This window comes from Quadrisphaera granulorum, assembly GCF_003149145.1.
GTDB classification, from domain to species: Bacteria; Actinomycetota; Actinomycetes; order Actinomycetales; family Quadrisphaeraceae; genus Quadrisphaera; species Quadrisphaera granulorum.
Genome location: NZ_QGDQ01000010.1, coordinates 25,826 through 49,181, shown reverse-complemented (window position 1 = coordinate 49,181; position 23,356 = coordinate 25,826). Strand labels below are relative to the sequence as shown.

The following is a 23,356-nucleotide window of genomic DNA, read 5'->3' as shown; positions in this document are numbered from 1 at the left end:
TCATGCGGTCAGGTGCAGGGTGCGCGCGGTTTCTTCACGCACCTGATGCGCTAGGGAGGGGTCGTCCGAAAGGTTCCGGCCGTAGGAGGGGATGACGTCGGTGAGCAGCGGGCGCCACGCGTCGAGCTTCTGCGGGAAGCACCGCTCCAGCAGCGTGAGCATCGCCGAGGCGGCGGTGGACGCGCCCGGGGAGGCACCCAGCAGGCCGGCGATGGTGCCGTCGGCGCCGGTCACCAGCTCGGTGCCGAACTGCAGCACGCCACGGCCGCGCTGGTCCTTCTTGATCACCTGGACGCGCTGCCCGGCGGTGATGAGCTCCCAGTCGTCCTCGCCGGCTTCCGGGAAGAAGGTCCGCAGGGCCTCGAGCCGCTGCCCGCGGGTCTGGAGCACCTGCTGCACGAGGTACTTGGTCAGCGCCATCTCCGAGCGGGCCACGCCCAGCATCGAGGAGAGGTTGTTGACCTTGACCGAGCGCGGCAGATCGAAGATCGAGCCGGCCTTGAGGAACTTGGGGGAGAAGCCGGCGTACGGCCCGAACAGCAGCGACTGCTCGCCGTCGACCGAGCGCAGGTCGAGGTGGGGCACCGACATCGGCGGCGCGCCGACCTCGGCCTGCCCGTAGACCTTGGCGTGGTGCTGGGAGACCAGGTCCTTGCGGCGGGTGCGCAGGAACTGTCCGGACACGGGGAACCCACCGAACCCGCGGATCTCCTTGATGCCGGCGTGCTGCAGCAGCGGCAGGGCGCCACCGCCCGCGCCGACGAAGACGAACGGTGTCACCAGGGCGCTGCGGTGACCGGTGGCGACGTCCTGCACGAGCACCTGCCAGCGGCCGCTGGAGGTGCGCTTCAGCCCGGTGACGCGCGTGCCGGTGGCCACCTGGACGCCGCGCCGCTGCGCGGAGGCCAGCAGCAGGGAGGTCAGGGCACCGAAGTTGACGTCCGTCCCGGCGAGCGAGCGGGTGGCGGCCACCTTCTGCGACGGGTCACGACCGGCCATGACCAGCGGCACCCACTCGGCGAGCTCCGCCGGGTCAGCCGTGTGCTCCAGCTCGGAGAACAGCAGCTGTGACTTCAGCGCCTCGTAGCGGGCACGCATGTACCGCTGCCCCTGCTCGCCGGTGACGAAGCTGACGTGCGGCACCGAGGTGATGAAGGACTTCGGATCGTCCGTGAGGCCGGCGCGCACCAGGGAGGACCACAGCTGCCGCGAGACCTGGAACTGCTCGTTGATGCCGACGGCCTTGGCCGGGTCCACCCGGCCGTCGGGGCCCGCCGGCGTGTAGTTCAGCTCGCACAGTGCTGCGTGACCGGTGCCGGCGTTGTTCCACGGGTCGGAGCTCTCCAGGCCCACCGACGGCCCCGACTCGAGGACGACGACGGACCAGTCCGGCTGCACCAGGCCCAGCAGGGCCGCGAGGGTGGCACTCATGATGCCGCCGCCGACCATGACGACGTCGGGTGCGGCGCCAGCGGCACGCGCGTTCGGGACCGTGGACTCCTGGGCGCTCAGCGCAGCCTCCTCGGTGAGGACGTCAGGCGACGTCGGTGGTGCGTGCCAGCCCCGCGCAGGGCGCCGGGCGAAATCTCCGGCTCCTATCCTCCCGCGTCCAGCGACGCGTGTCGCACGCGGGCTGCTCAGACGGTGAGCAACGTCGCAGACCCACCCCGAAAGCCGGTCCCGGATTTAGGTGCCGGGGCTGGGTGGGGTGTCCTGGCTGGGTCTCAGCAGGAACCACACCTCCTTGCCGCGGTCGGTCGGTTCGGCGCCCCAGGCGGCAGAGAGCAGGTCGACCAGGGCCATGCCTCGCCCGTCGACGTCCGCCACCCGAGCCGTGCGGGGCCGGGGCTGGCGGGCGCTGCCGTCCGTGACGCGCACGCGCATCCCGCTGGTGGTGTCGCACTCCACCGCCAGGGTCACCGGCGGCGCTCCGTGGAGCACCGCGTTGGTCACGAGCTCGGACGTCAGCAGCTCGGCGTCGTCGAGGACAGTGGCGTGGTGGGCCGGGCACCGGGCGCTGCGCAGGAACACCCTCGCCAGCCGGGCGGCCCGGGGGTCGGAGGGCAGCGTGGTGCTCGTCGACTCCGTCACATCGCACACCGCCGCCCCCTTGGTGGTCCGGTCGCTGCCGGCGATCGCCGGCGCCCCAAGTCTGGCCTGCTCCGGCGCGACCCGCCGCGTGAGTCGAACCGGCTCGCCGGAACCGCCCTCGCGCTGTCTCCCGGTGGGGCATCCTTACGGGGTGGGGGCGAGCAGGGGGACCTCGTCCGCGGTGGTGCCGCCGCGCGGTCCCTCCGCAGGTGAGCAGGCCGATGTCCTCGGGGTGCCCGAGGGCACCCTCGTGCTGCCCGACACCCCCCTGGTCGACCGAGTGGAGGTGCTGACCACGTCCGCGCCAGCCCTCCTGCCTGCTGCCCTCCCGTCGACGCTCTCCGTCGTCCTGCCCCCCGCGCAGGCGGCCGCTCAGCAGCACGAGCAGGTCCTCCCCCCGGAGGAGGCCACCGAGCGTCCCGTTGCCGCATCGGGCCTGGTCACCTCTCATCCCGGCGGAGCCGGCGCGCGTGACGGCGCCCTCGACCGGCACGCCCGCCTGGTCTGTTCGGTGCTCGGCGTGCCCGCCGCCGTCGTCAGCCTGGTCTCACGGCGCCTGCAGCTGTTCCCCGGCGCCGTGGGACTGCCCGAGCCGTGGCAGTCGACCCGCCTGGCCGACCTGTCCCGCTCCTCCTGCCAGCAGGTGGTCGCCAGCGGCCGGCCGCTGGCCGTGCGTGACGCCCGCGAAGACCCCGCGCTGCGGGAAGACGCCGTGGTCACCGATCTCGGCGCCGTCGGCTACCTCGGGGCTCCCCTGCGCGGCCCGAAGGGCGAGGCGATCGGCGCGCTCGCCGCGCTCTCCCCGGAGCCCCGCGACTGGACCCGTCGCGAGGTGGCCCTCCTGGCCGACCTGGCCGCCGCCTGCTCCGCCGAGCTGCAGCTGCGCCGCGCGCTGTCCGACGCCGCGGAGGTCCGCGCCGCTGCCGAGAGCGCCCGCGACGAGGCGACCACCGCGCAGATGCGCGCCGTCGGCGAGCGCCGCGACGCCGAGATCGCCGCGGCGCGCAGCCGCCTGCTGCTCGACCTCAGCCAGGCGGTCTCCCGGGCTCGCGAGGCGGAGGAGGTCGCGGCGAGCGTGGTCGCCGCGGTGCGCACCGGGCTCGGCGCGCAGCTGGCGGCTGTCGCCCTCCACGAGCGTGGCTCCGGCGCCCTGCGCTACGTCGCCAGTGAACGGTCCCGCCCGGGCGTTCACCCTGGAGCGGCAGCGCCCGCTGGGCCAGCGGCTGGTCAGGTCGCCCCAGCGATGGAGACGACGCCGCCCGTCGACGAGCTCGCCGAGAGGTTCGGAGACCCGATCGACGTGCCGCAGGGCGCGCTCGTCGCAGCCCGCGAGGCCCGTTTGGTGTTCAGCCCCGACGCCGCCACCGCCGCCGCGACCGCCACGTCCGCCGTACCGGTGCTCGTGGGGGTCGAGGCCACCGTGCACGCCCCGCTGCTCGTCGAGGGTCAGTGCCTGGGGGTGCTCACCGTCGGTTGGAGTGCCCCGCGCACGCTGCTGACCGCCGAGCGCGACCTCGTCACCGCCCTCGCCGACGCCGCCGCGCACGCCGTGCAGCGGTGCCTGTCGCTGCGGGCCGAGCGCGAGGCCGCGCGCACGCTGCAGCGGGCCATGCTCACCGACCTGCCCGCACTGCCCCACCTGGAGCTCGCCGCGCGGTACGCGCCGGCCGCCGCCGGCCACCAGGTCGGCGGTGACTGGTACGACGCGCTGCGCCACCCCGACGGCTCCACCCTGCTCGTCATCGGCGACGTCACCGGTCACGACATCGGCGCCGCCGCAGCCATGGGCCAGGTCCGCAGCGCTCTGCGCACGCTGGCCGTGGCCACGGAAGACTCCCCGGCCCAGCTGCTGGCCCGCCTCGACGGCACCCTCGACGTGCTCGGCGCTGACCTGCTCGCCACCGTGCTGGCCATCCGCCTCACCGACGACGGGCACGGCCAGGGCGACCTGCGCCTGCGCTGGAGCAGCGCAGGGCACCTGCCGGCGCTGATGGCCGTGCCGGGCGCGGGTGTCGTGGCCCTCGACGGCCACGAGGCGGACCTCCTCCTGGGGCTCGCGCCCGGCAGCCCGCGCAGCGAGGCCGAGGTCGAACTCCCCGCTGGATCGACGCTGCTCCTCTACACCGACGGTCTGGTCGAGCGCCGCGACAGCGACCTCGGCGAGGGCGTCGAGCGGCTGGCGGATGCGCTCGCCGGGGTCGCGCACCTGCCGTTGCCGGACATGCTGGACGCGCTCCTCGTCGAGCTCGTGGGTGTCGGCGGCTCGGACGACGTCGCGATGCTCGCCGCCCGCACCCGCTGACCCCTGCTCCCCTCTATCCCGCACTTGCCGCGGAAAGTGCTCAACAGGGGGCGGGTCAGGTGGGCGCGCTCGCCAGCGCGAGCAGCCCGGTGCCGGCGCGCCACCCGCCGTCGTCGTCGCCCACCGCCCGCACCCTCCAGGAGCCCTCGGGCGGCACGGCAGCGGCCGGACGGTCCTTCGTCACGCGGTGGAGCAGCCCGGTAACGCGAGGTTCCAGCCCGGCGGCGACGCCGGAGACGAGGTTCCACGCCCGGTTGGCCGTGCCCTGGACGAGCGCGCCGAGCGGCGTGAGGGCGAAGGTCGGCCCGTCCACGCGCAGCACCGTCACCGGCCACCCTCCGGTGCCCGCCTCCACCGCGCGCGCCAGGCGCGCGGCGTCCAGCGGGCCGACGTGCGGGGCGTAGCCCGACCAGCCGCGGGGGTAGCCGGACTCGTCCGGCGTCGAGAGCACGAGCGCCCCGCCCGGCAGCACCGCGCCGGCGAGCGACGCGACGAAGCCCACCTGGTCGGCCGGCTCGAGGTGCTCGATGACCTCCATGGCGGTGACGACGGCGCCGCGCGGAGCAGCAGCGAGATCCGTGTGCGTCGTCGCAGTCGGGAACGCCGCCGCGGCCAGGGCCATGTGGCGGGGGTCGGTGTCGACGAGGTGCAGCTCGCGGCCCAGTCGCTCGGCCAGCAGCGGGGAGAACGCCCCCGTCCCGGCGCCGACGTCGAGCACCGGCCCCGCCACCGCCTCCCGCGACGCCAGCGCCTGCGCGGCGCGCACCGCCACGAGGTAGTTCACCGCGTGGCGCACCACCGTGCTGCGGTTGCGGTGCAGCCCCGGGTCGCCACCGTGGGTGTTGGCGGCGCCCCCGGCGACCTGCGCCCGCACCGCGTCGAGGCGGTCCATCGCCGCTTCCGAGGCCACCACGGCGTCCGCCACACGCTGCGGCTCCCATCGGTTCTCCACCCGCCCAGGGTCACAGACGTCCCGCTGGCCCGTGCACACCCCCCGTGCAGGCTCCCGCAGGGTGCGCGGGCGTGGCACGGTGACCGGCGTGGAGATCCCCGCGCCCTCGCCGTCGACAGAGCCGTCGACAGAGCCGTCCAGCTGGACCGGGCACGTCGTCGTGGCGGGGCTGCACGCCGAGGGCCTGCGGGCGGTGCAGCAGCTCCGGGCCGCGGGCGTGCGCGCGGTGGTGGTCGAACCCCGACCCGACCCTGCGCTCCTGCGGGCCCTGGAGGCCACCGGCGCGGTCCTGGTGCGGGGCGAGCCGAGCCGGCCGGAGGTCCTCGCGGAGGCGGGACTGGCCGGCGCGTCCGCGCTGCTGTGCGTCGAGGACGACGACCTCGCCACCCTCGCCACCGCGCTGCACGCCCGCGCGGCCCGTGCGGACCTGCGCGTGGTTGCGCAGCTCGGCAACGCGCCCGTGGGCCGCGCGCTGGCGGGTACCGGGGTGGCGGTGCTCGACGTCGCCGCCCTGTCCGCGCCGGCCGTGGTGCAGGCATGCCTGGCCACCCCGGTGCGAAGCCTGGAGGTGGGGGGCCGTGAGCTGCGCGTGCTGGAGGTGGAGGCGCACCGCGAGGGCGCGCTGCGGGAGCTCTTCGGCGACCTCGCCCCCCTGGCGGTGGTCGACGGACGCGACGGCACCACGGCACTCTCACCCGGGCGCGACCGGGTCGTGGCCGAAGGTGACCTCGTGGTGCTCGTCGGGACGGAGGACGACGTCCGCGCCGCCCGTGCGTCCCTGCCCGGGTTGCGGCAGACGCCGGAGCACCGGTCAGGGCAGATGCCGGATCAGGTGCCGGCGTTCGTGGGCGCCCGGGCTCCCCGGGCGGCCCGGCACCGGCCGTCGTCGCTGCTGCGCACCCTCGCCGGCGCCCTCGACGCCCGGCTACGCCTGGCGCTGACAGCGCTGGGCGGGCTCGGCGTGCTGTCCGTCGTCGTCCTCCTCTCCGGCTACCGGGAGGCCGACGGCACCCGGATGAGCCTGCTCGACGCCGTCTACTTCACCGTCGAGACGGTGGCCACGGTCGGCTTCGGCGACTTCTACTTCCGCGACCAGGCGTGGTGGCTGCGGCTGTGGGCCGTGGCACTCATGCTCGTCGGGGCCACGCTGGCCACGGTCTTCTTCGCGCTCCTCACGAACGCGCTCGTCACCCGACGCCTCGAGGAGGGCCTGGGCCGGCGGCGGGTCACCGCGTTGGACGCCCACGTCATCGTCGTCGGGCTGGGCTCGGTGGGGATCGCGGTGGTGCGTCACCTGCGCGGTCAGGACGTGCCGGTGCTCGTGGTGGACCCCGACCCGGCCAACCGGTACGCCGCGGCCGCGCGGGAAGTCGGCGCGCAGGTGCTCACCGGTGACGCGACGCAGCCGGAGGTCCTCTCCGCGGCCGGGCTGGAGCGCGCCCGCGCCGTGGCGGTGCTCACCAGCGACGACCTCGTCAACGTCGAGGCCGGCCTGGCCCTCAAGGACCTCCTCGGCGAGCGGTGGTGGACCGTGCCGGTGGTGCTGCGTGTGGCCGACCCCGGCCTCGCGACGGCGCTGGGCGGGGCGCTGGGGTTCCGCCACGTGCGGTCCACCGCGGCGCTGTCGGCTCCGTGGTTCGTGGGCGCGGCGCTCGGGCTGGAGGTGCTCGGCACCTTCTACGCCGGGGCGGCGCCGCTGCTCGTGGCGCGGCTGAGCGTCAGCGCCGGGGGCGGGCTCGACGGTGCGGCCCTGGCCGACCTCCCGCAGGGCACCCGCGTGCTCGGGCTGCTGCGCGCGGGCGGAGGCGCCGGCGGCGCTGTGGAGCTGTCACCCCGCAGCAGCGCACGCTTGGCCGCCGGAGACCGCGTCCACCTGGTCGGACCTTCCGACGAGCTCGTGGCCCTGCTGCGCTCAGACGGGGTCCGCCGTACCGCTCCAGCGCCGTGACTGCAGCCACGCGGCGGTGACGGCGGTGTCGGCGCGCTGCCCGGCCACCAGCCCCATCTCGCGCAGCAGAGCGGCGCGCACGTCCTGCAGGGGAGTCCACGCACCGACGAACGTCACCTCGTAGCGGTCCTCCACCCGGTGCTCGGAGATCGCCTGGCGCAGCAGCAGCCGCACCCTGGCCACATGGCCGTCGGAGGTGACCACAGCGACTCGCCGCACCGCAGGGTCGGTGCTCGTGAGCAGCGGCAGCGCGTAGGCGAGGTTGTCGGCGGTGGTGAGCGCGCGCTCCTCGAGCAGCAGCCGGCGCGGCTCGACCCCGAGAGCGATCAGTCGATCCCCGAGCGCACGGGCCTCCGAGACGGGCTGCCCGTCGGCCGGGGTCGGGCCGGTGACACCGCCGCTGGTGACCACCCACGGGTCGCCGCCGTCGTGACGGGCCTGCGCGACGAGGTCCGCCGCCCGACGCGCGCGGCTCTCCAGCAGCGGGGTCACCTGGCCGGCGTCGAGACTGGAGCCGAGGACGACGACGGCGTCGAGGTGGTTGGCGTCCACGCGACGGTGCGACCAGGCGGTGTTGACGGCGATGTCGACGACGGGCCACAGGAGCACCATCACCGCGACGCTGGCGCTGGCCAGCTGCAGGCGGCGAGACCAGCTGCGCCCGGCGAGCCAGCCGGTGGCCCGGGCGGGGTCACGACGCAGCACGGGAACCCCTGCTGCTGCGGCGGTGGGCGGCCATGACGCGCTCGGCCTCGCGGGCGTCCTGGCGCTCGCGCAAGGTCTGACGCTTGTCGTGCTCGGCCTTGCCGCGGGCGATGGCCACCTCGACCTTCACCCACGACCCGAGGAAGTACAGGCTGGTCGGGACGACGGTCCAGCCGCCCTCGCGGGAGCTCTCCGCCAGGCGCCGCAGCTGCGCGGCGTGCAGCAGCAGCTTGCGCGGGCGACGCGCGGAGTGGTTGGTCCAGCTGCCCTGGGAGTACTCCGGGATGTGCGCGCCGTACAGCCACGCCTCCCCGGCGTCGTCGATCTCCACCCAGCTCTCCGACAGCGAGGCGCGGCCCTGGCGCAGAGCCTTCACCTCGGTGCCGACGAGGACGACGCCGGCCTCGTAGCGGTGGGTCAGTTCGTAGTCGTGCGCGGCACGCTTGTTGCGAGCCACCAGGCGCAGCCCCTCCTCGCGGGGACGGGAGGGCTTGCTCTGGCGCGCCCACGCGCCGGCACCGCGGCGGGCTACGGCGCCACCGCTTCGGTCGTGGTGGGTAGTGCCGGAGCGGAGGGAGCGGCGTAGCGCTGGGCGGCGCGGGCGCGGGCCTGCGCGGCGAGCACCTCGCGGTCGCGTGGGGGAGCGGTGGTGGTGAGCGCCTCCAACAAGTGCTCGGTGGCGTGGGCGATCTCGGCGACCGCGCGGTCGAAGGCGTCCTGGTTGGCACGGGAGGGCTTCGTCGTGCCCGCTACTTTGCGGACGTACTGCAGCGCAGCCGCGTGGACCTCGTCATTCGTCGTCGCCGGCGCGAGGTTGTGCAGCGTGCGGATGTTCCGGCACATGTCACGGAACGATAACGGCGATGCGGCGCCGCGGGGCGAGCAGGGCTGGATTCGCCCAAACCGAGCAGCCTGACGTACCTGCCCGCACCTCGCACCCCGAGCCCACTCGGTGCGGTGATCATGGGCATCCGCCACCCCCGGGTACCCCCGGCGTGACGACGGACGTGCAGAAGTGCTCCGATGGGCCTCCCGGGGCGTCCTCGGGGGACTTCTGCACGTCGGCCGTCACGCACCCTCTGCGACGACGACGGCCCGCCGCCCCCGGGAGGTGGGGACGACGGGCCGCCGTCAGCGTCAGCAGGAGGTCACTCCCAGGAGAGGCCGCCACCGGTCTGGTACTCGATGACGCGGGTCTCGAAGAAGTTCTTCTCCTTCTTGAGGTCCATCGTCTCGCTCATCCACGGGAAGGGGTTCTCCGCGGGCGGGAACACCTCGGCCAGGCCCAGCTGGACGCAGCGGCGGTTGGTGATGAAGCGCATGTACTCGGAGGTGAGGTCGGCGTTGAGGCCGAGGATGCCGCGGGGCATCGTCTCCTTGCCGTACTCGATCTCCAGCTCGCACGCCTCCTTGAGCATGCCCCGGACCTCGGCCTGGAACTCCGCGGACCACAGGTGCGGGTTCTCGGCCTTGATCTGGTTGATGACGTCGATACCGAAGTTCAGGTGGATCGACTCGTCACGGAGGATGTACTGGTACTGCTCGGCGATGCCGACCATCTTGTTGCGCCGGCCCAGGCTGAGGATCTGCGCGAAGCCGGTGTAGAACCACATGCCCTCGAACACCACGTAGAAGGCGATGAGGTCGCGCAGGAAGTCCTGGTCGGCCTCGGGCGTGCCGGTGGAGAACTCACCCGACTCGAGGTTGCGGGTGTGCTTGAGCGCCCACGCGTCCTTCGCGGTGATGGACGGCACCTCGCGGTACATGTTGAACAGCTCGCCCTCGTCGAGGCCGAGGCTGGTGCAGATGTACTGGAAGGTGTGCGTGTGCACGGCCTCCTCGAAGGCCTGGCGCAGCAGGTACTGGCGGCACTCCGGGTTGGTGAGCTGGCGGTACACCGCGAGCACGATGTTGTTGGCCACCAGCGACTCGGCGGTGGCGAAGAAGCCGAGGTTGCGCTTGAGCATGAGGCGCTCGTCCTCGGTGAGCCCGTCACGGCTCTTCCAGAGGGCGATGTCGGCCTGCATGGACACCTCGGTGGGCATCCAGTGGTTGTTGCAGCCGGCGAGGTACTTCTCCCACGCCCAGCCGTACTTCAGCGGCAGCAGCTGGTTGACGTCGGCACGGGCGTTGATCATCGCCTTGTCGCTGACGTCGACGCGGGCGGCGCCGGACTGGATGGCGCCGAGACCCGTCACGTTGTCGACAGTGCCTTCGACAGCGCCGTCGACAGCCGGGCGGGCGCTGTCGGTGGTGGTGGTCACGGTGATCTCCTCGGAAGAGCTGGTGGATGCGGTGCGTGCTGCGGGGACGGTGCCGGCGGCGGCCGAGCTGCTCGTGGGAGCGGTCACTGGCAGGCCTCGCAGTCTTCGCCGTTCTCGATGGAGCACGCGGCGGCGTACTCCTCGGTGAACTGGGTGGCACGCTCGGCGGCGGCGGTGTTCGGCAGCGACACCACCGGCGACGGGCTCGCGGAGACGGCCGCGGCCGGGCTGGCGGCGACCGCGGCGACGAAGCCACCCGCGGCGGCGGGCGTGCCGCCCTGGGCGGGAACGCTTGCAGCCACCGCCGCCGGAGCGGCGGCCGGAGTGCCCGCCGAGACGGCGTTCAGCTTGCCGTCGGTGCCGCGCAGCGTCGACTTCTCCACGTGCGTGGCCGAGGAGGAGCGCAGGTAGTACGTCGTCTTCAGGCCGAGCTGCCACGCGGTGCGGTACAGGTTGTCGAGCTTGCGGCCGTTGGGGCTGGACACGTACAGGTTCAGCGACTGCGCCTGGTCGATCCACTTCTGACGGCGGGCGGCGGAGCGCAGCAGCCAGGACGGGTCGACCTCGAACGCGGTGGCGTAGAGCGCCTGCAGGTCGTCCGGGACACGGTCGATGGCGCCGAGGGAGCCGTCGAAGTACTTGAGGTCGGAGACCATGACCTCGTCCCATAGGCCCCGCTCGGCGAGGTCGCGCACCAGCGAGGCGTTCACCACGGTGAAGTCACCCGACATGTTCGACTTCACGAACAGGTTGCGGTACATCGGCTCGATCGACTGCGCGACGCCCACGATGTTGGAGATCGTCGCGGTGGGCGCGATCGCCATGACGTTGGAGTTGCGCATGCCCTGGCGCTGCACCTTCTCGCGCAGCGGCGCCCAGTCGAGCGTGGTGGAGGTGTCGAGCTCGACGTCGCCGCCGCGGGCCTCGCGCAGCAGCTCCAGGGAGTCGATCGGGAGGATCCCGCGGCTCCACAGCGACCCGTCGAAGCTGCGGTAGGAGCCGCGCTCGGCGGCGAGGTCGGAGCTGGCTTCGATGGCCGCGTAGGAGATCTGCTCCATGGAGGTGTCCGCGAACTGCACGGCCTCCTCCGAGGAGTACGGCAGCCGCAGCGTGAACAGTGCGTCCTGGAAGCCCATGAGGCCCAGGCCCACCGGGCGGTGCTGCTGGTTGGCGTTCTCGGCCTGGGGGATCGTGTAGAGGTTCAGGTCGATGACGTTGTCGAGCATCCGCACGGCGGTGCGGACCGTGCGGCGCAGCCGCTCGACGTCCAGACCGTCGGCGGTGGTGTGCGCGGCGAGGTTGATCGAGCCGAGGTTGCAGACCGCGACCTCGTCGGCGTTGGTGTTCAGCGTGATCTCGGTGCACAGGTTGGAGGAGTGCACCACGCCCACGTGCTGCTGCGGGGAGCGCAGGTTGCACGGGTCCTTGAAGGTGATCCACGGGTGCCCGGTCTCGAACAGGGCGGTGAGCATCTTGCGCCACAGGTCGACGGCGTTGACCGTGCGGTGCACGCGCAGCTCGCCGCGCTCGGCCATGCGCTCGTACTCCGCGTACCGCTCGGCGAACGCCGGGCCGTACAGGTCGTGCAGGTCCGGGGTCTCGTCGGGGGAGAACAGCGTCCACGAGCCGCCCGCGGCGACACGCTGCATGAACAGGTCCGGCACCCAGTTGGCCGTGTTCATGTCGTGCGTACGACGGCGCTCGTCACCGGTGTTCTTGCGGAGCTCGAGGAACTCCTCGACGTCGATGTGCCAGGTCTCCAGGTAGGCGCACACGGCGCCCTTGCGCTTGCCGCCCTGGTTCACCGCGACCGCGGTGTCGTTGGCGATCTTCAGGAAGGGGACGACGCCCTGGCTCTGCCCGTTGGTGCCCTTGATGTGGGCGCCGATGCCGCGCACCGGGGTCCAGTCGTTGCCGAGGCCACCGGAGTACTTGGCCAGCATCGCGTTGTCCTTGATGGACTGGAAAATGCCGGACAGGTCGTCCGAGACGGTGGTGAGGAAGCAGCTGGACAGCTGCGGCCGGGTGGTGCCCGCGTTGAACAGCGTGGGCGTGGAGCACATGAAGTCGAAGCTGGAGATCAGGCGGTAGAACTCGATGGCCCGCTCTTCCTTGTGCTCCTCGTTGAGGGCCAGGCCCATCGCCACGCGGAGGAAGAACGCCTGCGGCAGCTCGTAGCGCACGCCGTGCTCGTGCAGGAAGTAGCGGTCGTACAGGGTCTGCAGGCCGAGGAACGTGAACTGGCCGTCGCGGCCGGCCTCGATGGCCTGGCCCAGCTTGTCGAGGTCGAACTCGGCCAGGCGCGGGTCGAGCATCCCCAGGGCGATGCCCTTGGCCACGTACCCCTTGAGGTAGCGCGGGTACAGCTGCGCCATCTGCGGCGCGGTGGCCAGCGTGCGCTCGCCCAGCACGTGGGAGAGGGCCTCGGTGCGCAGCATGTCCATGAGCAGGCGCGCCGAGACGTAGGTGTAGTCAGGGTCGGCCTCGACCTTGGTGCGGGCAGCCAGCACCAGGGCCTGGGCCAGCTCCACCTCGCCGACGCCGTCGTACAGGGTCCGCATGGCCTCGGTGACCACGGCGTCCGGGTCGACCGTGGGCAGGCCGGCGCAGGCCTCGGCGACGACGGCGGCCACGCGGTCACGGTCGAGCGGGACCAGGGTGCCCTCGGTGGTGCGCACCGACAGCTGGCGCACCTTCTCCACGCTCGGCGTGGCGGCCTCGCGCTCGCGGCGGGCGCGGGCGTGCTCCTCGCGGTAGAGGATGTAGGAGCGGGCCACGGCGTGCTCACCGGAGCGCATGAGCACCAGCTCGACCTGGTCCTGCACCTCCTCGACGGCCACCGGGCGGCCGGAGGAGCCCGAACCCGCCAGGGAGCGGCGCACGAGGGTGTCGACGACGGTCCGCGTCATCTCGTCCACCAGCTCGCGCACGCGGGCGGAGCTGCCGGCGGCCTGACCCTCGGTGGCAAGGAACGCCTTCTGCAGGGCCACGGAGATGCGGCTCGCGTCGAAGGGCACGACCTCGCCGCGGCGGTTGATGACGGCGGTGGGCGCCGCGGAGGAGCCCTCGTGGCCGGTGCCGCTCGTGGTGACCTCCAGGACCTCGTCTGCCACCTGGGTCATGTGCGTCTCCTCGGCTCGTCAGCGTGCGTTCAGCGTGGTGAAACCCGAACGCTGCGTCATCGCCGCAGGTCCAGGGGGAGTGAGTGGCCGGTTCGCTCGTCGGGGGCGTCACCCGGCACACCAGACGCTACATCTAGTGGGCCGAGGATTCCAGCGAACTACTGGTAGTGGTCAGCGAGTCATCGGTCATGCCTGTTCGCACGGCGTGTCGAGACGTTCCGGTCACGCTGGGCACCCTGCCAGAGGGGTCTGACAGTCCGGTCCAGGCCCTGGTCCGGCTGATGGTCCGGCCCCTGTGCGAGCACAGTCGGGGCTGCTGTCGGAGGTGCCCTCTAGCCTGCTGGACGTGCCAGATGACGACGCCGTCTTCCGCTGGGCCGTCCTCGGTCCGGGGTCCATCGCCCGCCGCTTCGTGCGGGAGCTGCCGGCCAGCCGGACGGGCGTGCTGGTCGCCGTCGCCAGCTCTGACCCCGCCCGCGCCCGAGCGCTGGCCGAGGAGGTGGAGGCTGCCGGCCGAGACGGTGCTGCCCGCGGGGGACGCATGACCTCCGGGACCTACGAGCAGGTGCTCGCCAACCCGGAGGTCGACGGCGTGTACATCGCCGTCGTCCACCCCGGCCACGCCGAGCTCGCCGTCGCTGCGGCCCGCGCCGGCAAGCACCTGCTCGTGGAGAAGCCCCTCACGCCCGACCACGGCTCGGCGATGGGCGTCATCGACGCCGCCCGCGAGGCCGGCGTGGCGCTGCTGGAGGCCTTCGCCTACCGCTTCCACCCCGCCACCCGCCGCCTGCTGGAGCTCGTGCGTGAGGGCGCCGTCGGGGAGGTGCTCCACATCGACTCGAGCTTCTCCTTCGCCTCTTCCCCGAACCCTGACGGCGACCCGCGCGGCCCGGGCCGCCTGCACGACCCGGCCACGGCCGGCGGCGGCATCCTCGACGTCGGCTGCTACCCGGTCTCGTTCGCCCGCGCCGTCGCGGGCGCGGCCCGCCAGCACCACACGGGCAGGCCTTTCGCCGAGCCGCTCTCCGGCCCCGGGGGCGTCCGCGCCGCAGGGCACCTCGGTGCCACGGGCGTCGACGAGTGGGCGGTCGCCCACCTCGACTTCGGCGGCGGGCTGCTCGCCACCGTCAGGTGCGGCACCCGCCTGGAGGAGCCGCAGACCGCCGTCGTCCGCGGGTCCCTGGGAACCCTCGAACTCCACGACCCCTGGACCGTGCAGGCCGCCCCGAGGCTCGTGCTGCGCCGCGTCGGTGAGGAGCCGGTGGAGGAGACGTGGGACGGCGCCGCGCCCGCCCAGCAGGCGTTCGCGCTGGAGGCCGAGGCCCTCGCCGACGCCGCCCGCGCTCTGGCCGCCGGCACAGGGCCAGGGGAGGCACCCGAGCAGACCCACGAGGACTCCCTGGGCACCCTCGCCGTGCTCGACAGGTGGCGCGCCGCCCTCGGCCTGCGCTACCCGTTCGAGGCCGAGACCGCCGCCATCCCCACCGTGTCGCGCCAGCCGCTGCGAGTCCCGGCCCCGGGTACCGGAATGATCCCGGTGAGTAGCATCGCGGGCCTGGCCAGCCCGGTCTCCCGGCTCGTCATGGGCTGCGACAACCAGCCGACCCTCTCCCACGCGAGCGCCCTCTTCGACGCTTTCGTCGAGGCCGGCGGCACCACGTTCGACACGGCCTGGATCTACGGCGACGACGGCGACTACGAGCGCCGCTTCGGCCGGTGGCTCGCCCATCGCGGCATCCGCGACGAGGTCACCGTGATCGTCAAGGGCGCGCACACGCCCCACTGCGACCCCGACTCCCTGAGCCGCCAGCTGCGGGAGAGCTTCGAGCGGCAGGGCCTGGAGCGCGCCGACCTCTACCTCATGCACCGCGACAACCCGTCCGTGCCGGTGGGGGAGTTCGTCGACGTGCTCGACGAGCACGCCCGCGCCGGCCACATCGGCGTCTACGGCGGCTCCAACTGGACCCCGGAGCGCTTCGACGCCGCCAACGCCTACGCACGCGCCCACGGTCGGGCCGGCTTCGGGGTGCTCTCGAACCACTTCGGCCTGGCCCGCGCGCTTGACGTGCCGTGGGCGGGCTGCGTGCACGCCACCGACCCGGCCTCCCGCGCCTGGCTGGAGGAGCGCGGCGTGCCCCTGCTGCCGTGGAGCTCGCAGGCGCGCGGGTTCTTCGCCCGTGACGACGCCGAGATGCGCGGCGACGCCGAGCTCGTCCGCTGCTACCTCTCCGACGGCAACCTCGAGCGCAAGCGCCGCGCCGCCCAGCTCGGAGAGCAGCTCGGCGTCCCGACGACGGCGGTGGCGCTGGCGTACGTGCTGGCGCAGCCCTTCCCCACGTTCGCGCTCATCGGCCCCCGCACCCTCGCCGAGCTGCGCTCCTCGATGACCGCCCTGGACGTCGAGCTCACCGCCGAGCAGGTCGCCTGGCTCGACCTGCGGGAGGCCTGACACCCCACGGGTAGGGGCCTGACACAGTTCTCCCCGTGTCGTCAGCCAACCAGCGCCTGTACGTGACAGCGGACCGCGCGGGCGCCGGGAAGACGGTCGTCGCGCTCGGCCTGCTCGACCTCCTGGCCAGCTCCGTCCGCCGCCCGGTGGTCTTCCGTCCGGTGGTCTCCAGCCGCGACGAGCCCGACCCCCTGGTGGAGCTGCTGCGCCACCGCTACGACCTGGACATCGACGACGACGACGCCGTCGGCCTCACCTGGAGCGAGGCCGCGGCCCTGGTGGACACCACCGACGCCGGGCCGGACCCCCGCCGCCTCGTCGCCACCATCGTCGAGCGGGTCGAACGTCTGGCGGAGCGGTCCGACTTCGTGCTCGTCGTGGGCACGGACTTCACCGGTCCCTCGCCGGCCACGGAGCTGGACCTCAACGCGCTGCTGGCGGTGAACCTCGGCGCGCCCGTCGTCGTCGTGGTCTCCGCAGCGGGGGCTGATGGTCCGGCGGAGCCGTCGCAGGTGGCTGCGGCTGCGCGCGAGGCCGGCTCGGCGCTGGCGGCCCGCGGCTGCACCAAGCTCGCCACGGTGGTCAACCGTGTGGACCCGGCCCACCGGGAGGCGGTGCTCGAGGCGGTCCGCCTGGAGAGCGGCCACACCGGCGGCGCCACCCGGCACCCCGTCTACGCCGTCGACGAGGTGCCGCTGCTGAGCGCCCTCACCGTGGGCGAGGTGGCTTCGGTGCTGGACGGCACGGTGCTCATCGGCTCGGACTCGGCGCTCGAGCGCGAGGTCGGCGGGTACCTGGCCGGTTCTGCGCATGCCGACGTCGTCCTGAGGCTCCTGCGGGAGGGCACGCTGCTGGTCACCTCCGGTGACCGGCTCGACCTCATGCTCGTCTCGGCCGGAGCGGCCATCCACCGCCAGCTGCCGACGCCCGGCGGACTCGTGCTGACCAACGGCACCCGCCCTGACGACCTCCAGCTGACGCTGCTGCGCCCGAGCGGCCTGCCGATGATCAGCGTTCCCACCGACACGTACACGACCATCCACCGCCTCGAGGGCGCGACCGGCGCGATCCGCCCGACGAGCCAGCGCAAGGTCACCGCTGCGCTCGGCGCTTTCAGCGCCGGGGTGGACGCCGAGGAGCTGTCCGAGCAGATCCGGCTGGTGCGCACCGAGGCCGTCACCCCGGCGATGTTCAACGCCCGGCTGCTGGCCGCGGCGCGCGCTGATCGCCGCACCATCGTGCTGCCCGAGAGCGAGGACAGCCGCGTGCTGCGCGCGGCGGAGGAGCTGGGCCATCTCGACGTCGCCGACCTGGTGCTGCTGGGCCGTGAGGAGGAGGTCCGCGCCAGCGCGGACCGGCTCGGGGTGGACCTGGGCTCCGCGCGCATCATCGACCCGGCCACCTCCCCGCTGCGCGATCAGATGGCGGCGGTGTACGCCGAGCGGCGCAAGCACAAGGGCGTGACGCTGGAGGCGGCGGCCGAGCAGCTGCTCGATCCGACGTACTTCGGCACGCTCATGGTAGAGACCGGCCACGCCGACGGCATGGTCTCCGGCGCCACTCACACCACCGCGGCGACCATCCGCCCTGCGCTGGAGGTCATCAAGACGATGCCGGGCGCCAGCCGCGTCTCGGGTGCCTTCCTCATGTGCCTGCCCGACCGGGTGCTCGTCTTCGCCGACTGCGCCGTCAACCTCGACCCCACGGCCGAGGAGCTCGCGGGTATCGCGCTGTCCAGCGCTGAAACGGCGCGGGCGTTCGGGGTGGAGCCTCGGGTGGCGATGGTCAGCTACTCCACCGGCAGCTCGGGCGCGGGTGTCGACGTCGACAAGGTCCGCGAGGCCACCCGCCTCGTGGCCGAGCGGGCGCCGGACCTGCCGCTGGCCGGTCCGATCCAGTACGACGCCGCCGTCGACCCCGCCACGGGCGCCGCCAAGCTGCCGGGCAACCCCGTGGCCGGACGGGCGACGGTGCTGGTCTTCCCCGACCTCAACACCGGCAACACCACGTACAAGGCGGTGCAGCGCACCGGCGACGCGGTGGCGGTGGGCCCGGTGCTGCAGGGTCTGCGCCGGCCCGTCAACGACCTGTCGCGCGGCTGCACGGTGGCCGACATCGTGTCGACCGTCGCGATCACCGCGGTGCAGTCCCAGACCAGCACTGTGCACACCCAGACCAGCACTGTGCAGTCCCAGACCAGCCAGCAGACCCAGAGCAAGGAGCAGGCGCCCGCATGAGCAGGGTCCTCGTTGTCAACGCGGGCTCCTCGAGCCTGAAGTACCAGCTGCGCGAGCACGGCGCCGGGGCGGCCGAGGTGCTGGCCAAGGGCACCGTCGAGCGCATCGGGTCAGCCGAGGTCCCCGACCACGCTGCGGCGTTGTCGCAGGTCATGGGGGCCCTGTCCGCCGAGGGCGGCGGGCCGGGGCTGGAGGGGCTGGCGGGGGTGGGCCACCGCGTGGTCCAGGGTGGCACGCGGTACACCGACCCCACCGTCGTCGACGACGACGTCGAGCGCGGCATCGACGAGCTCTCCGCGCTCGCGCCGCTGCACAACCCGCCGCAGCTGGCGGCGATCCGCGCGCTGCGCAAGGCGCTGCCCGACGTGCCGCAGGTGGCGGTGTTCGACACGGCCTTCCACGCGACCATCCCTGCGCGTGCCGCGACGTACGCCGTCGACGTCGAGGTGGCCCGGCGGTACGGGCTGCGCAAGTACGGCTTCCACGGCACGAGCGTGCAGGTGGTCACCAAGCGTGCGGCGGCGTTCCTCGGGGTGCCGCTGGACGAGGCCGACCTCGTCGTCGCCCACGTCGGCAACGGCGTCTCGGTGACGGCCGTGCAGGGGGGACGCAGCGTCGACACGACGATGGGGCTGACGCCGCTGGCCGGTGCCGCGATGGGCACCCGCAGCGGCGACGTCGACCCGGCCATCGTCATGACGCTCGTGCGCGAGGCTGGGATGACGGCCGCCGACGTCGACGACCTGCTGAACAAGCGCAGCGGCCTCAAGGGGCTGACGGGGGAGTCGGACGTTCGCGCCGTCCAGGCCCGCGCTGACGCCGGCGACGCGGCGGCCCGCGCCGCCCTGGAGGTCTACTGCTACCGGTTGAGCGCGGCGGTCGGCTCGTTCCTGGCGCTCGTGCCGCGGGTGAAGGCGGTGGTGTTCACCGCGGGGGTCGGTGAGAACGCCGCCGCGGTGCGTGCCGCGGTGTGCGCGCCGCTGGAGCACCTGGGCTTCGGGGTGGACGCGGCCCTCAATGAGGCCGCTCGCGGCCCGGCGGAGCCGGTGCGGATCGGCGCGAGGGTCGTCGTCGTCCCCACCGACGAGGAAGCCGAGATCGCCGACCAGGTGCTCGCCGTCGTCACCCCCTGACAACCGTGATCATGGGCCTCCGCCACCTTCCGGGGTGGCGGACGCCCATGATCACGGACGGGGGTCAGGGCTCTTGAGCGTGGCGGTGCTCCGCCACGAGGCGCTCGGCGCGGGCGAGGTCTTCCTCGAAGTCGACCTCGACCGCCACGTGCGCGGAGATGTCGATCGGCAGCACCTTCATGCCCTGGGCGATGGACAGCTCGATGCCCCGCTCGAAGTAGTCCTGGTCACCGCATGCGCGCAGGTTCTCGATGAGCAGCGCCTTGTCGGCGGCGCCCACGAGGTTGATGCCCACGGCCTCCCCGAGGCCGCCGACCACGGTCTTGGACAGCTCCTTGATGTAGCCGTCGGCGTCGACCGTGTACTTCACCTCTTCCTCGGCCACCGAGGCGGTGTTCACGCACACGGCGCTCTCCCCGCGGGTGAGCGGGCCGAGCAGCAGGTCGAGGAGTTCCGGCTCGAAGACGACGTCGCCGTTGAGCCAGACCACCGGACCGTCGGCGGACAGCTCGAGGGCCCGCAGGAGCGACTTGGACGTGTTGGTGTCTTCGTAGTCCTCGTTGTATGCGAACAGCAGGCGCGGCAGCGCCTCCATGATCAGCGGGGCCTTGTAGCCGACCACCGCGGTGATCGACAGCTGCTCGCCGAGCACGGCGCGCAGGTTGTCGACCTGCTGCGCGAGGATGCTGCGCCCGTCGGCCAGCTGCGTGAGCGGCTTGGGCAGTGGCCGTCCGAGCCGGGTGCCCTTGCCCGCGGCCAGCACGACAGCCTGCAGCCTCATCGGGTCACCGCCTCGGTGCCGCGCGGGCCGGGCAACCCCGACGGCGAGGCAGAGGAGGACGACGACGACGACCAGCCCGCCTCCGCCACCCGGCCGGGCAGCACGAGATCCAGCGCCCGCTCGGACGCCCCGCCGTCGTCGAGGGGGCAGTGCTCGGCGCGGAAGGCGTCGGCCTGAGCCACCCACGCCTCGGTGGAGGCCACCGGGTCGGCGAGGGCGTCGAGCAGGTCGTCGCTGGTGCGCAGCACCGGGCCGGGCGGAGCCCCGAACAGGTCGAAGTAGAAGCCGCGCACGTCGTCGCGGTAATGCTCCAGGTCGTAGGCGAACAGGAGCAGCGGCTTGCGGGTGGCCGCGAAGTCGAACAGCGTCGAGGAGTAGTCGGTGACCATGGTGTCGGCGGCCAGGTACAGCTCGGCGATGTCGGGGTGCCGTGACACGTCGATGACGCCCGGCGGCAGCGCGGTGTCGGCGAGCCGGTCCGAGAGCATGTAGTGCAGCCGCAGGAGCAGCACGTGCGTCGGGTTCTGCTGGGCGAAGCGGCGGCTGAACTCGGCCAGGTCGATCCGCAGGTCGACGTCGCGGCGACCGTCGGCGTCGAGCACGTCGTCGCGCCAGGTCGGTGCGTAGAGCACCGCGGTGGTGTCCTCGGCCACGCCCAGCTGGGCCCGCACGGCGGTGCGCAGTTCGTCACGCTGGGGGGAGAGCAGCACGTCGTTGCGGGGCCATCCGGTCTCGGCGATCGGCCCGGTCCAGCGGAACCCGCTGGTCAGCGCGCGGGTGGCGACAGGCCCGGAGGAGAGCAGCAGGTCCCACCTGTCGACGTCGCGCCAGCCGGGCACCGGGTCGTCAGCGGTGACGTGCGGCTCGTCGGCGGCGATCCGCTTGAGTGGCGTGCCGTGCCAGGTCTGCAGGTAGAGGCAGCCGGGGGCCTTCGCCCACTGCGGCCGCAGGTGGTAGTTGGAGATGACGACGTCGGCCGCTTCCAGGGCGGCGACGGCTTCCGCGCCGTCGGGTGCCACCAGGGTGGGCCCGTCGGGGAACGTTTCTCGGTGTGCCGGCGCCGCGAGCCAGGTGTGCTCCAGCGGGACGCCGCGACCGGTGCGCGTGAGGGCTTCGTACAGAGCCCTCGGGCTGTCGGAGTACCTGCCGTCGAAGCTGTTGTAGACGATCTTCACGCGACCACTCCCTCCTGGCGCCCCTCCTTCGCAGGTAGGGCGCGGTTCGACCTTCCATCATGGGGCCACAGTTCCGGTGATCGTGCGACCTCGTAGACCGACCGGATGGTCGGGAAGTCCTCGCGGGTGATTGAGTAGAGGCACGCCGTGCGACGGCACGCCGTTGAAATGCCGCCCCAACGACGAGGAGCAGCGTGACCACCACCCCCACCTTCGCAGGTGCGCGCAGGGCCAGCAATCAGGTCTCCGTCCAGCTGTACACCGTCCGAGAGGCGCTCGCGGACGATGTCGCGGGCACCGTCGCCCGGCTGGCTGAGCTGGGCTTCGCCTCGGTCGAGCCGTTCGGCGAGCTGGCGCTGTCCGACGAGCTGGCGGCGGCGTTGGCTGCGCACGGCATTGCCGCTCCGACGATGCACCAGAGCTTCGTGGGGAGCGACGACGACGCCCTCGACGCGCTGTTCGCCGCCGCGGCCGCGCGAGGTACCCGCACCGTCATCGACCCGTTCACCCCGCCGGAGCGGTGGCGGACCCGCGAGGACGTCGAGGCCGTGGCCGCCGAGCTGGCCGCCGCTGCCGCCGTCGCCGCGCGTCACGGGGTGCGGGTTGGCTACCACAACCACGCGCACGAGCTGCAGAGCGACCTGGACGGTACGACGGCGTTCGAGGTGCTCGCGCAGCGCCTCGCCGACGTCGCGCCCGAGGTGGTGCTCGAGGTCGACACGTACTGGGTGGCCGTCGGTGGCCACGACCCGGTGGCGCTGCTGCGGCGCCTGGGCGAGCAGGTGGTGGCCGTGCACCTCAAGGACGGCCCGGCCACCGCGGACGTGCTGGATCAGGTGGCCCTCGGCCAGGGGACGCTGCCGGTGGCCGACATCGTCGCGGCGGCTCCGCAGGCCCTGCGTGTCATCGAACTCGACGACTCCCGCGGTGACAGGTTCGCCGCCGTCGCCGATGGCCTGGCGTTTCTGCGGGAGAAGGGACTGGCATGACCGAGCCGTCGGCAGGGACTGGGACGGGGACAGGGATGGGGACGACGACGGCGAGCGCGGCCACCGGCGGCCCCCGCGGCAGCGGGCGCGTCGGTGTGGGCGTCATCGGCGCCGGAACGATCAGCACGCAGTACCTGACCAACCTCACGTCCTTCCCGGATCTCGACGTGTTGGTGGTGGCCGACCTCGCCGTCGACCGTGCCCGCGCGCAGGGCGAGGCATTCGGCGTGCCCCGCTGGGGCACGGTGGAGGACGTCCTGTCCGACCCCGAGGTCGAGGTGGTGGTCAACCTGACCATCCCCGCCGCGCACGTGGAGGTGGCCACCGCGGCCGTCGCCGCGGGCAAGGACGTGTGGACGGAGAAGCCGTTCGCGCTCGACAGGGCCAGCGGTACGTCGCTGCTCGAGGCGGCCGCGAAGGCCGACCGTCGCGTAGCCACCGCGCCCGACACGTTCCTCGGGGCGGGGTTGCAGAGCGCTCGCCGGCTGCTGGAGTCCGGGGCCATCGGTGACCCGCTGACCGCGCTGGTGCTGCTGCAGAGCCCGGGGCCGGAGAGCTGGCACCCGGACCCGGCGTTCCTCTTCGCCGAGGGAGCCGGTCCGCTGTTCGACATCGGCCCGTACTACCTCACGGCGCTCGTGCAGCTGCTCGGTCCGGTGGGCCGGGTCTCGGCGACAGCGTCGAAGGCCCGCCCGCAGCGCACGATCGGCTCGGGGCCGAAGGCCGGGCAGATGTTCGACGTCGTCGTCCCCACCCATGTCTCGGCGCTGTTCGAGTTCGAGGGCGGGGCGTCGGCCACGGCGGTGTTCAGCTTCGACTCGGCGGTGAACCGCACCCAGCTCGAGGTGGCGGGCGTCGGGGGCACGCTGGAGCTGCCCGACCCGAACATGTTCGACGGTGACACGGTCGTCCACGCCCTCGGAGGCGAGCCGCGCAGCGAGGCGGCCGTCGGCTCCACGGCGAGCCGCGGCACCGGGGTGCTGGAGCTGGCCCGCGCCATCCGCGCGGGGCGGCCGGAGCGTGCCAGCGGTGAGCAGGCCTTCCACGTGCTCGACGTCATGGTCTCCACCATCGAGGCGGCGCAGCGGCACAGCCCGGTGGACGTCGAGAGCACGACGACGGTGGCGCCCGCGCTTCCTGCCGACTGGGACCCGACGGCTCTGACCCTCTGACCGATCGGGCGCTCTGACCCGCCGGTCGGCAGTATG

Annotated in this window: 17 protein-coding genes; 7 read left to right on the top strand and 10 right to left on the bottom strand. The window is 73.2% G+C overall.

Features of this window, described 5'->3' with window-relative positions; translation table 11 throughout:
- Window positions 1-1,512, bottom strand: a complete 1,512-nt coding sequence (locus BXY45_RS09480; RefSeq protein ID WP_109774094.1) for a malate:quinone oxidoreductase — start codon at window positions 1,510-1,512, stop codon at window positions 1-3.
- A gap of 174 nt (window positions 1,513-1,686) precedes the next feature.
- Window positions 1,687-2,100 carry an ATP-binding protein gene (locus tag BXY45_RS09475; RefSeq protein ID WP_109774162.1) on the bottom strand — a complete coding sequence of 138 codons (414 nt, stop codon included), beginning with the start codon at window positions 2,098-2,100 and terminating at the stop codon, window positions 1,687-1,689.
- A 142-nt stretch (window positions 2,101-2,242) separates the two neighbouring features.
- On the opposite strand from BXY45_RS09475, the gene BXY45_RS09470 reads away from it, so the two are divergent.
- Window positions 2,243-4,393, top strand: a complete 2,151-nt coding sequence (locus BXY45_RS09470; RefSeq protein ID WP_170131419.1) for a GAF domain-containing SpoIIE family protein phosphatase — start codon at window positions 2,243-2,245, stop codon at window positions 4,391-4,393.
- A 55-nt stretch (window positions 4,394-4,448) separates the two neighbouring features.
- Here the strand turns inward: BXY45_RS09470 and BXY45_RS22875 are convergent, their stop codons facing one another.
- Complete coding sequence (locus BXY45_RS22875) at window positions 4,449-5,345, bottom strand: class I SAM-dependent methyltransferase (protein ID WP_170131418.1); 897 nt, start codon at window positions 5,343-5,345, stop codon at window positions 4,449-4,451.
- 88 nt (window positions 5,346-5,433) lie between these two features.
- Between BXY45_RS22875 and BXY45_RS09460 the strand changes: the two genes are divergently transcribed.
- On the top strand, window positions 5,434-7,293 hold the full coding sequence (locus BXY45_RS09460; RefSeq protein ID WP_170131417.1) for an NAD-binding protein: 1,860 nt from the start codon (window positions 5,434-5,436) through the stop codon (window positions 7,291-7,293).
- On the opposite strand, the gene BXY45_RS09455 is transcribed toward BXY45_RS09460, so the two are convergent.
- From BXY45_RS09455 to BXY45_RS09435, 5 genes are all read right to left on the bottom strand, one after another.
- On the bottom strand, window positions 7,258-7,998 hold the full coding sequence (locus tag BXY45_RS09455) for a YdcF family protein (protein WP_109774091.1): 741 nt from the start codon (window positions 7,996-7,998) through the stop codon (window positions 7,258-7,260). The two genes, BXY45_RS09460 and BXY45_RS09455, sit on opposite strands and share 36 nt — an antisense overlap.
- Complete coding sequence (smpB, locus tag BXY45_RS09450; protein ID WP_109774090.1) at window positions 7,985-8,464, bottom strand: SsrA-binding protein SmpB; 480 nt, start codon at window positions 8,462-8,464, stop codon at window positions 7,985-7,987. Before smpB ends, BXY45_RS09455 begins: the two co-directional genes overlap by 14 nt.
- Before the next feature lie 62 nt (window positions 8,465-8,526).
- The gene (locus BXY45_RS09445) at window positions 8,527-8,841 is read right to left on the bottom strand and encodes a DUF2277 domain-containing protein (protein WP_109774089.1); all 315 of its coding nucleotides are present in this window, start codon (window positions 8,839-8,841) and stop codon (window positions 8,527-8,529) included.
- 305 nt (window positions 8,842-9,146) lie between these two features.
- A complete protein-coding gene (locus tag BXY45_RS09440) occupies window positions 9,147-10,262 on the bottom strand; it encodes a ribonucleotide-diphosphate reductase subunit beta (protein ID WP_109774161.1) in 1,116 nt (371 codons plus the stop codon).
- 83 nt (window positions 10,263-10,345) lie between these two features.
- On the bottom strand, window positions 10,346-13,384 hold the full coding sequence (locus BXY45_RS09435; RefSeq protein ID WP_109774088.1) for a ribonucleoside-diphosphate reductase subunit alpha: 3,039 nt from the start codon (window positions 13,382-13,384) through the stop codon (window positions 10,346-10,348).
- A gap of 346 nt (window positions 13,385-13,730) precedes the next feature.
- Here BXY45_RS09435 and BXY45_RS09430 point away from each other — a divergent pair, with 346 nt between their 5' ends.
- The 3 genes from BXY45_RS09430 to BXY45_RS09420 are packed head-to-tail and all read left to right on the top strand — an operon-like array spanning window position 13,731 to window position 19,203.
- Complete coding sequence (locus tag BXY45_RS09430; protein WP_109774160.1) at window positions 13,731-15,833, top strand: aldo/keto reductase; 2,103 nt, start codon at window positions 13,731-13,733, stop codon at window positions 15,831-15,833.
- Window positions 15,834-15,868: 35 nt separating this feature from the next.
- A complete protein-coding gene (gene pta / locus BXY45_RS09425; RefSeq protein WP_211319403.1) occupies window positions 15,869-18,070 on the top strand; it encodes a phosphate acetyltransferase in 2,202 nt (733 codons plus the stop codon).
- Window positions 18,067-19,203, top strand: a complete 1,137-nt coding sequence (locus BXY45_RS09420; protein ID WP_109774087.1) for an acetate/propionate family kinase — start codon at window positions 18,067-18,069, stop codon at window positions 19,201-19,203. Before pta ends, BXY45_RS09420 begins: the two co-directional genes overlap by 4 nt.
- A 64-nt stretch (window positions 19,204-19,267) precedes the next feature.
- On the opposite strand, the gene BXY45_RS09415 is transcribed toward BXY45_RS09420, so the two are convergent.
- Window positions 19,268-19,984, bottom strand: coding sequence for a phosphocholine cytidylyltransferase family protein (locus BXY45_RS09415; protein WP_109774086.1), 717 nt, complete (start codon window positions 19,982-19,984; stop codon window positions 19,268-19,270).
- The gene (locus tag BXY45_RS09410; RefSeq protein WP_109774085.1) at window positions 19,981-21,159 is read right to left on the bottom strand and encodes a CDP-glycerol glycerophosphotransferase family protein; all 1,179 of its coding nucleotides are present in this window, start codon (window positions 21,157-21,159) and stop codon (window positions 19,981-19,983) included. Before BXY45_RS09410 ends, BXY45_RS09415 begins: the two co-directional genes overlap by 4 nt.
- A 194-nt stretch (window positions 21,160-21,353) precedes the next feature.
- Between BXY45_RS09410 and BXY45_RS09405 the strand changes: the two genes are divergently transcribed.
- Window positions 21,354-22,148 carry a sugar phosphate isomerase/epimerase family protein gene (locus tag BXY45_RS09405; RefSeq protein ID WP_109774084.1) on the top strand — a complete coding sequence of 265 codons (795 nt, stop codon included), beginning with the start codon at window positions 21,354-21,356 and terminating at the stop codon, window positions 22,146-22,148.
- A gap of 35 nt (window positions 22,149-22,183) precedes the next feature.
- Complete coding sequence (locus tag BXY45_RS09400; protein WP_109774083.1) at window positions 22,184-23,320, top strand: Gfo/Idh/MocA family protein; 1,137 nt, start codon at window positions 22,184-22,186, stop codon at window positions 23,318-23,320.
- Window positions 23,321-23,356: the final 36 nt, after the last annotated feature.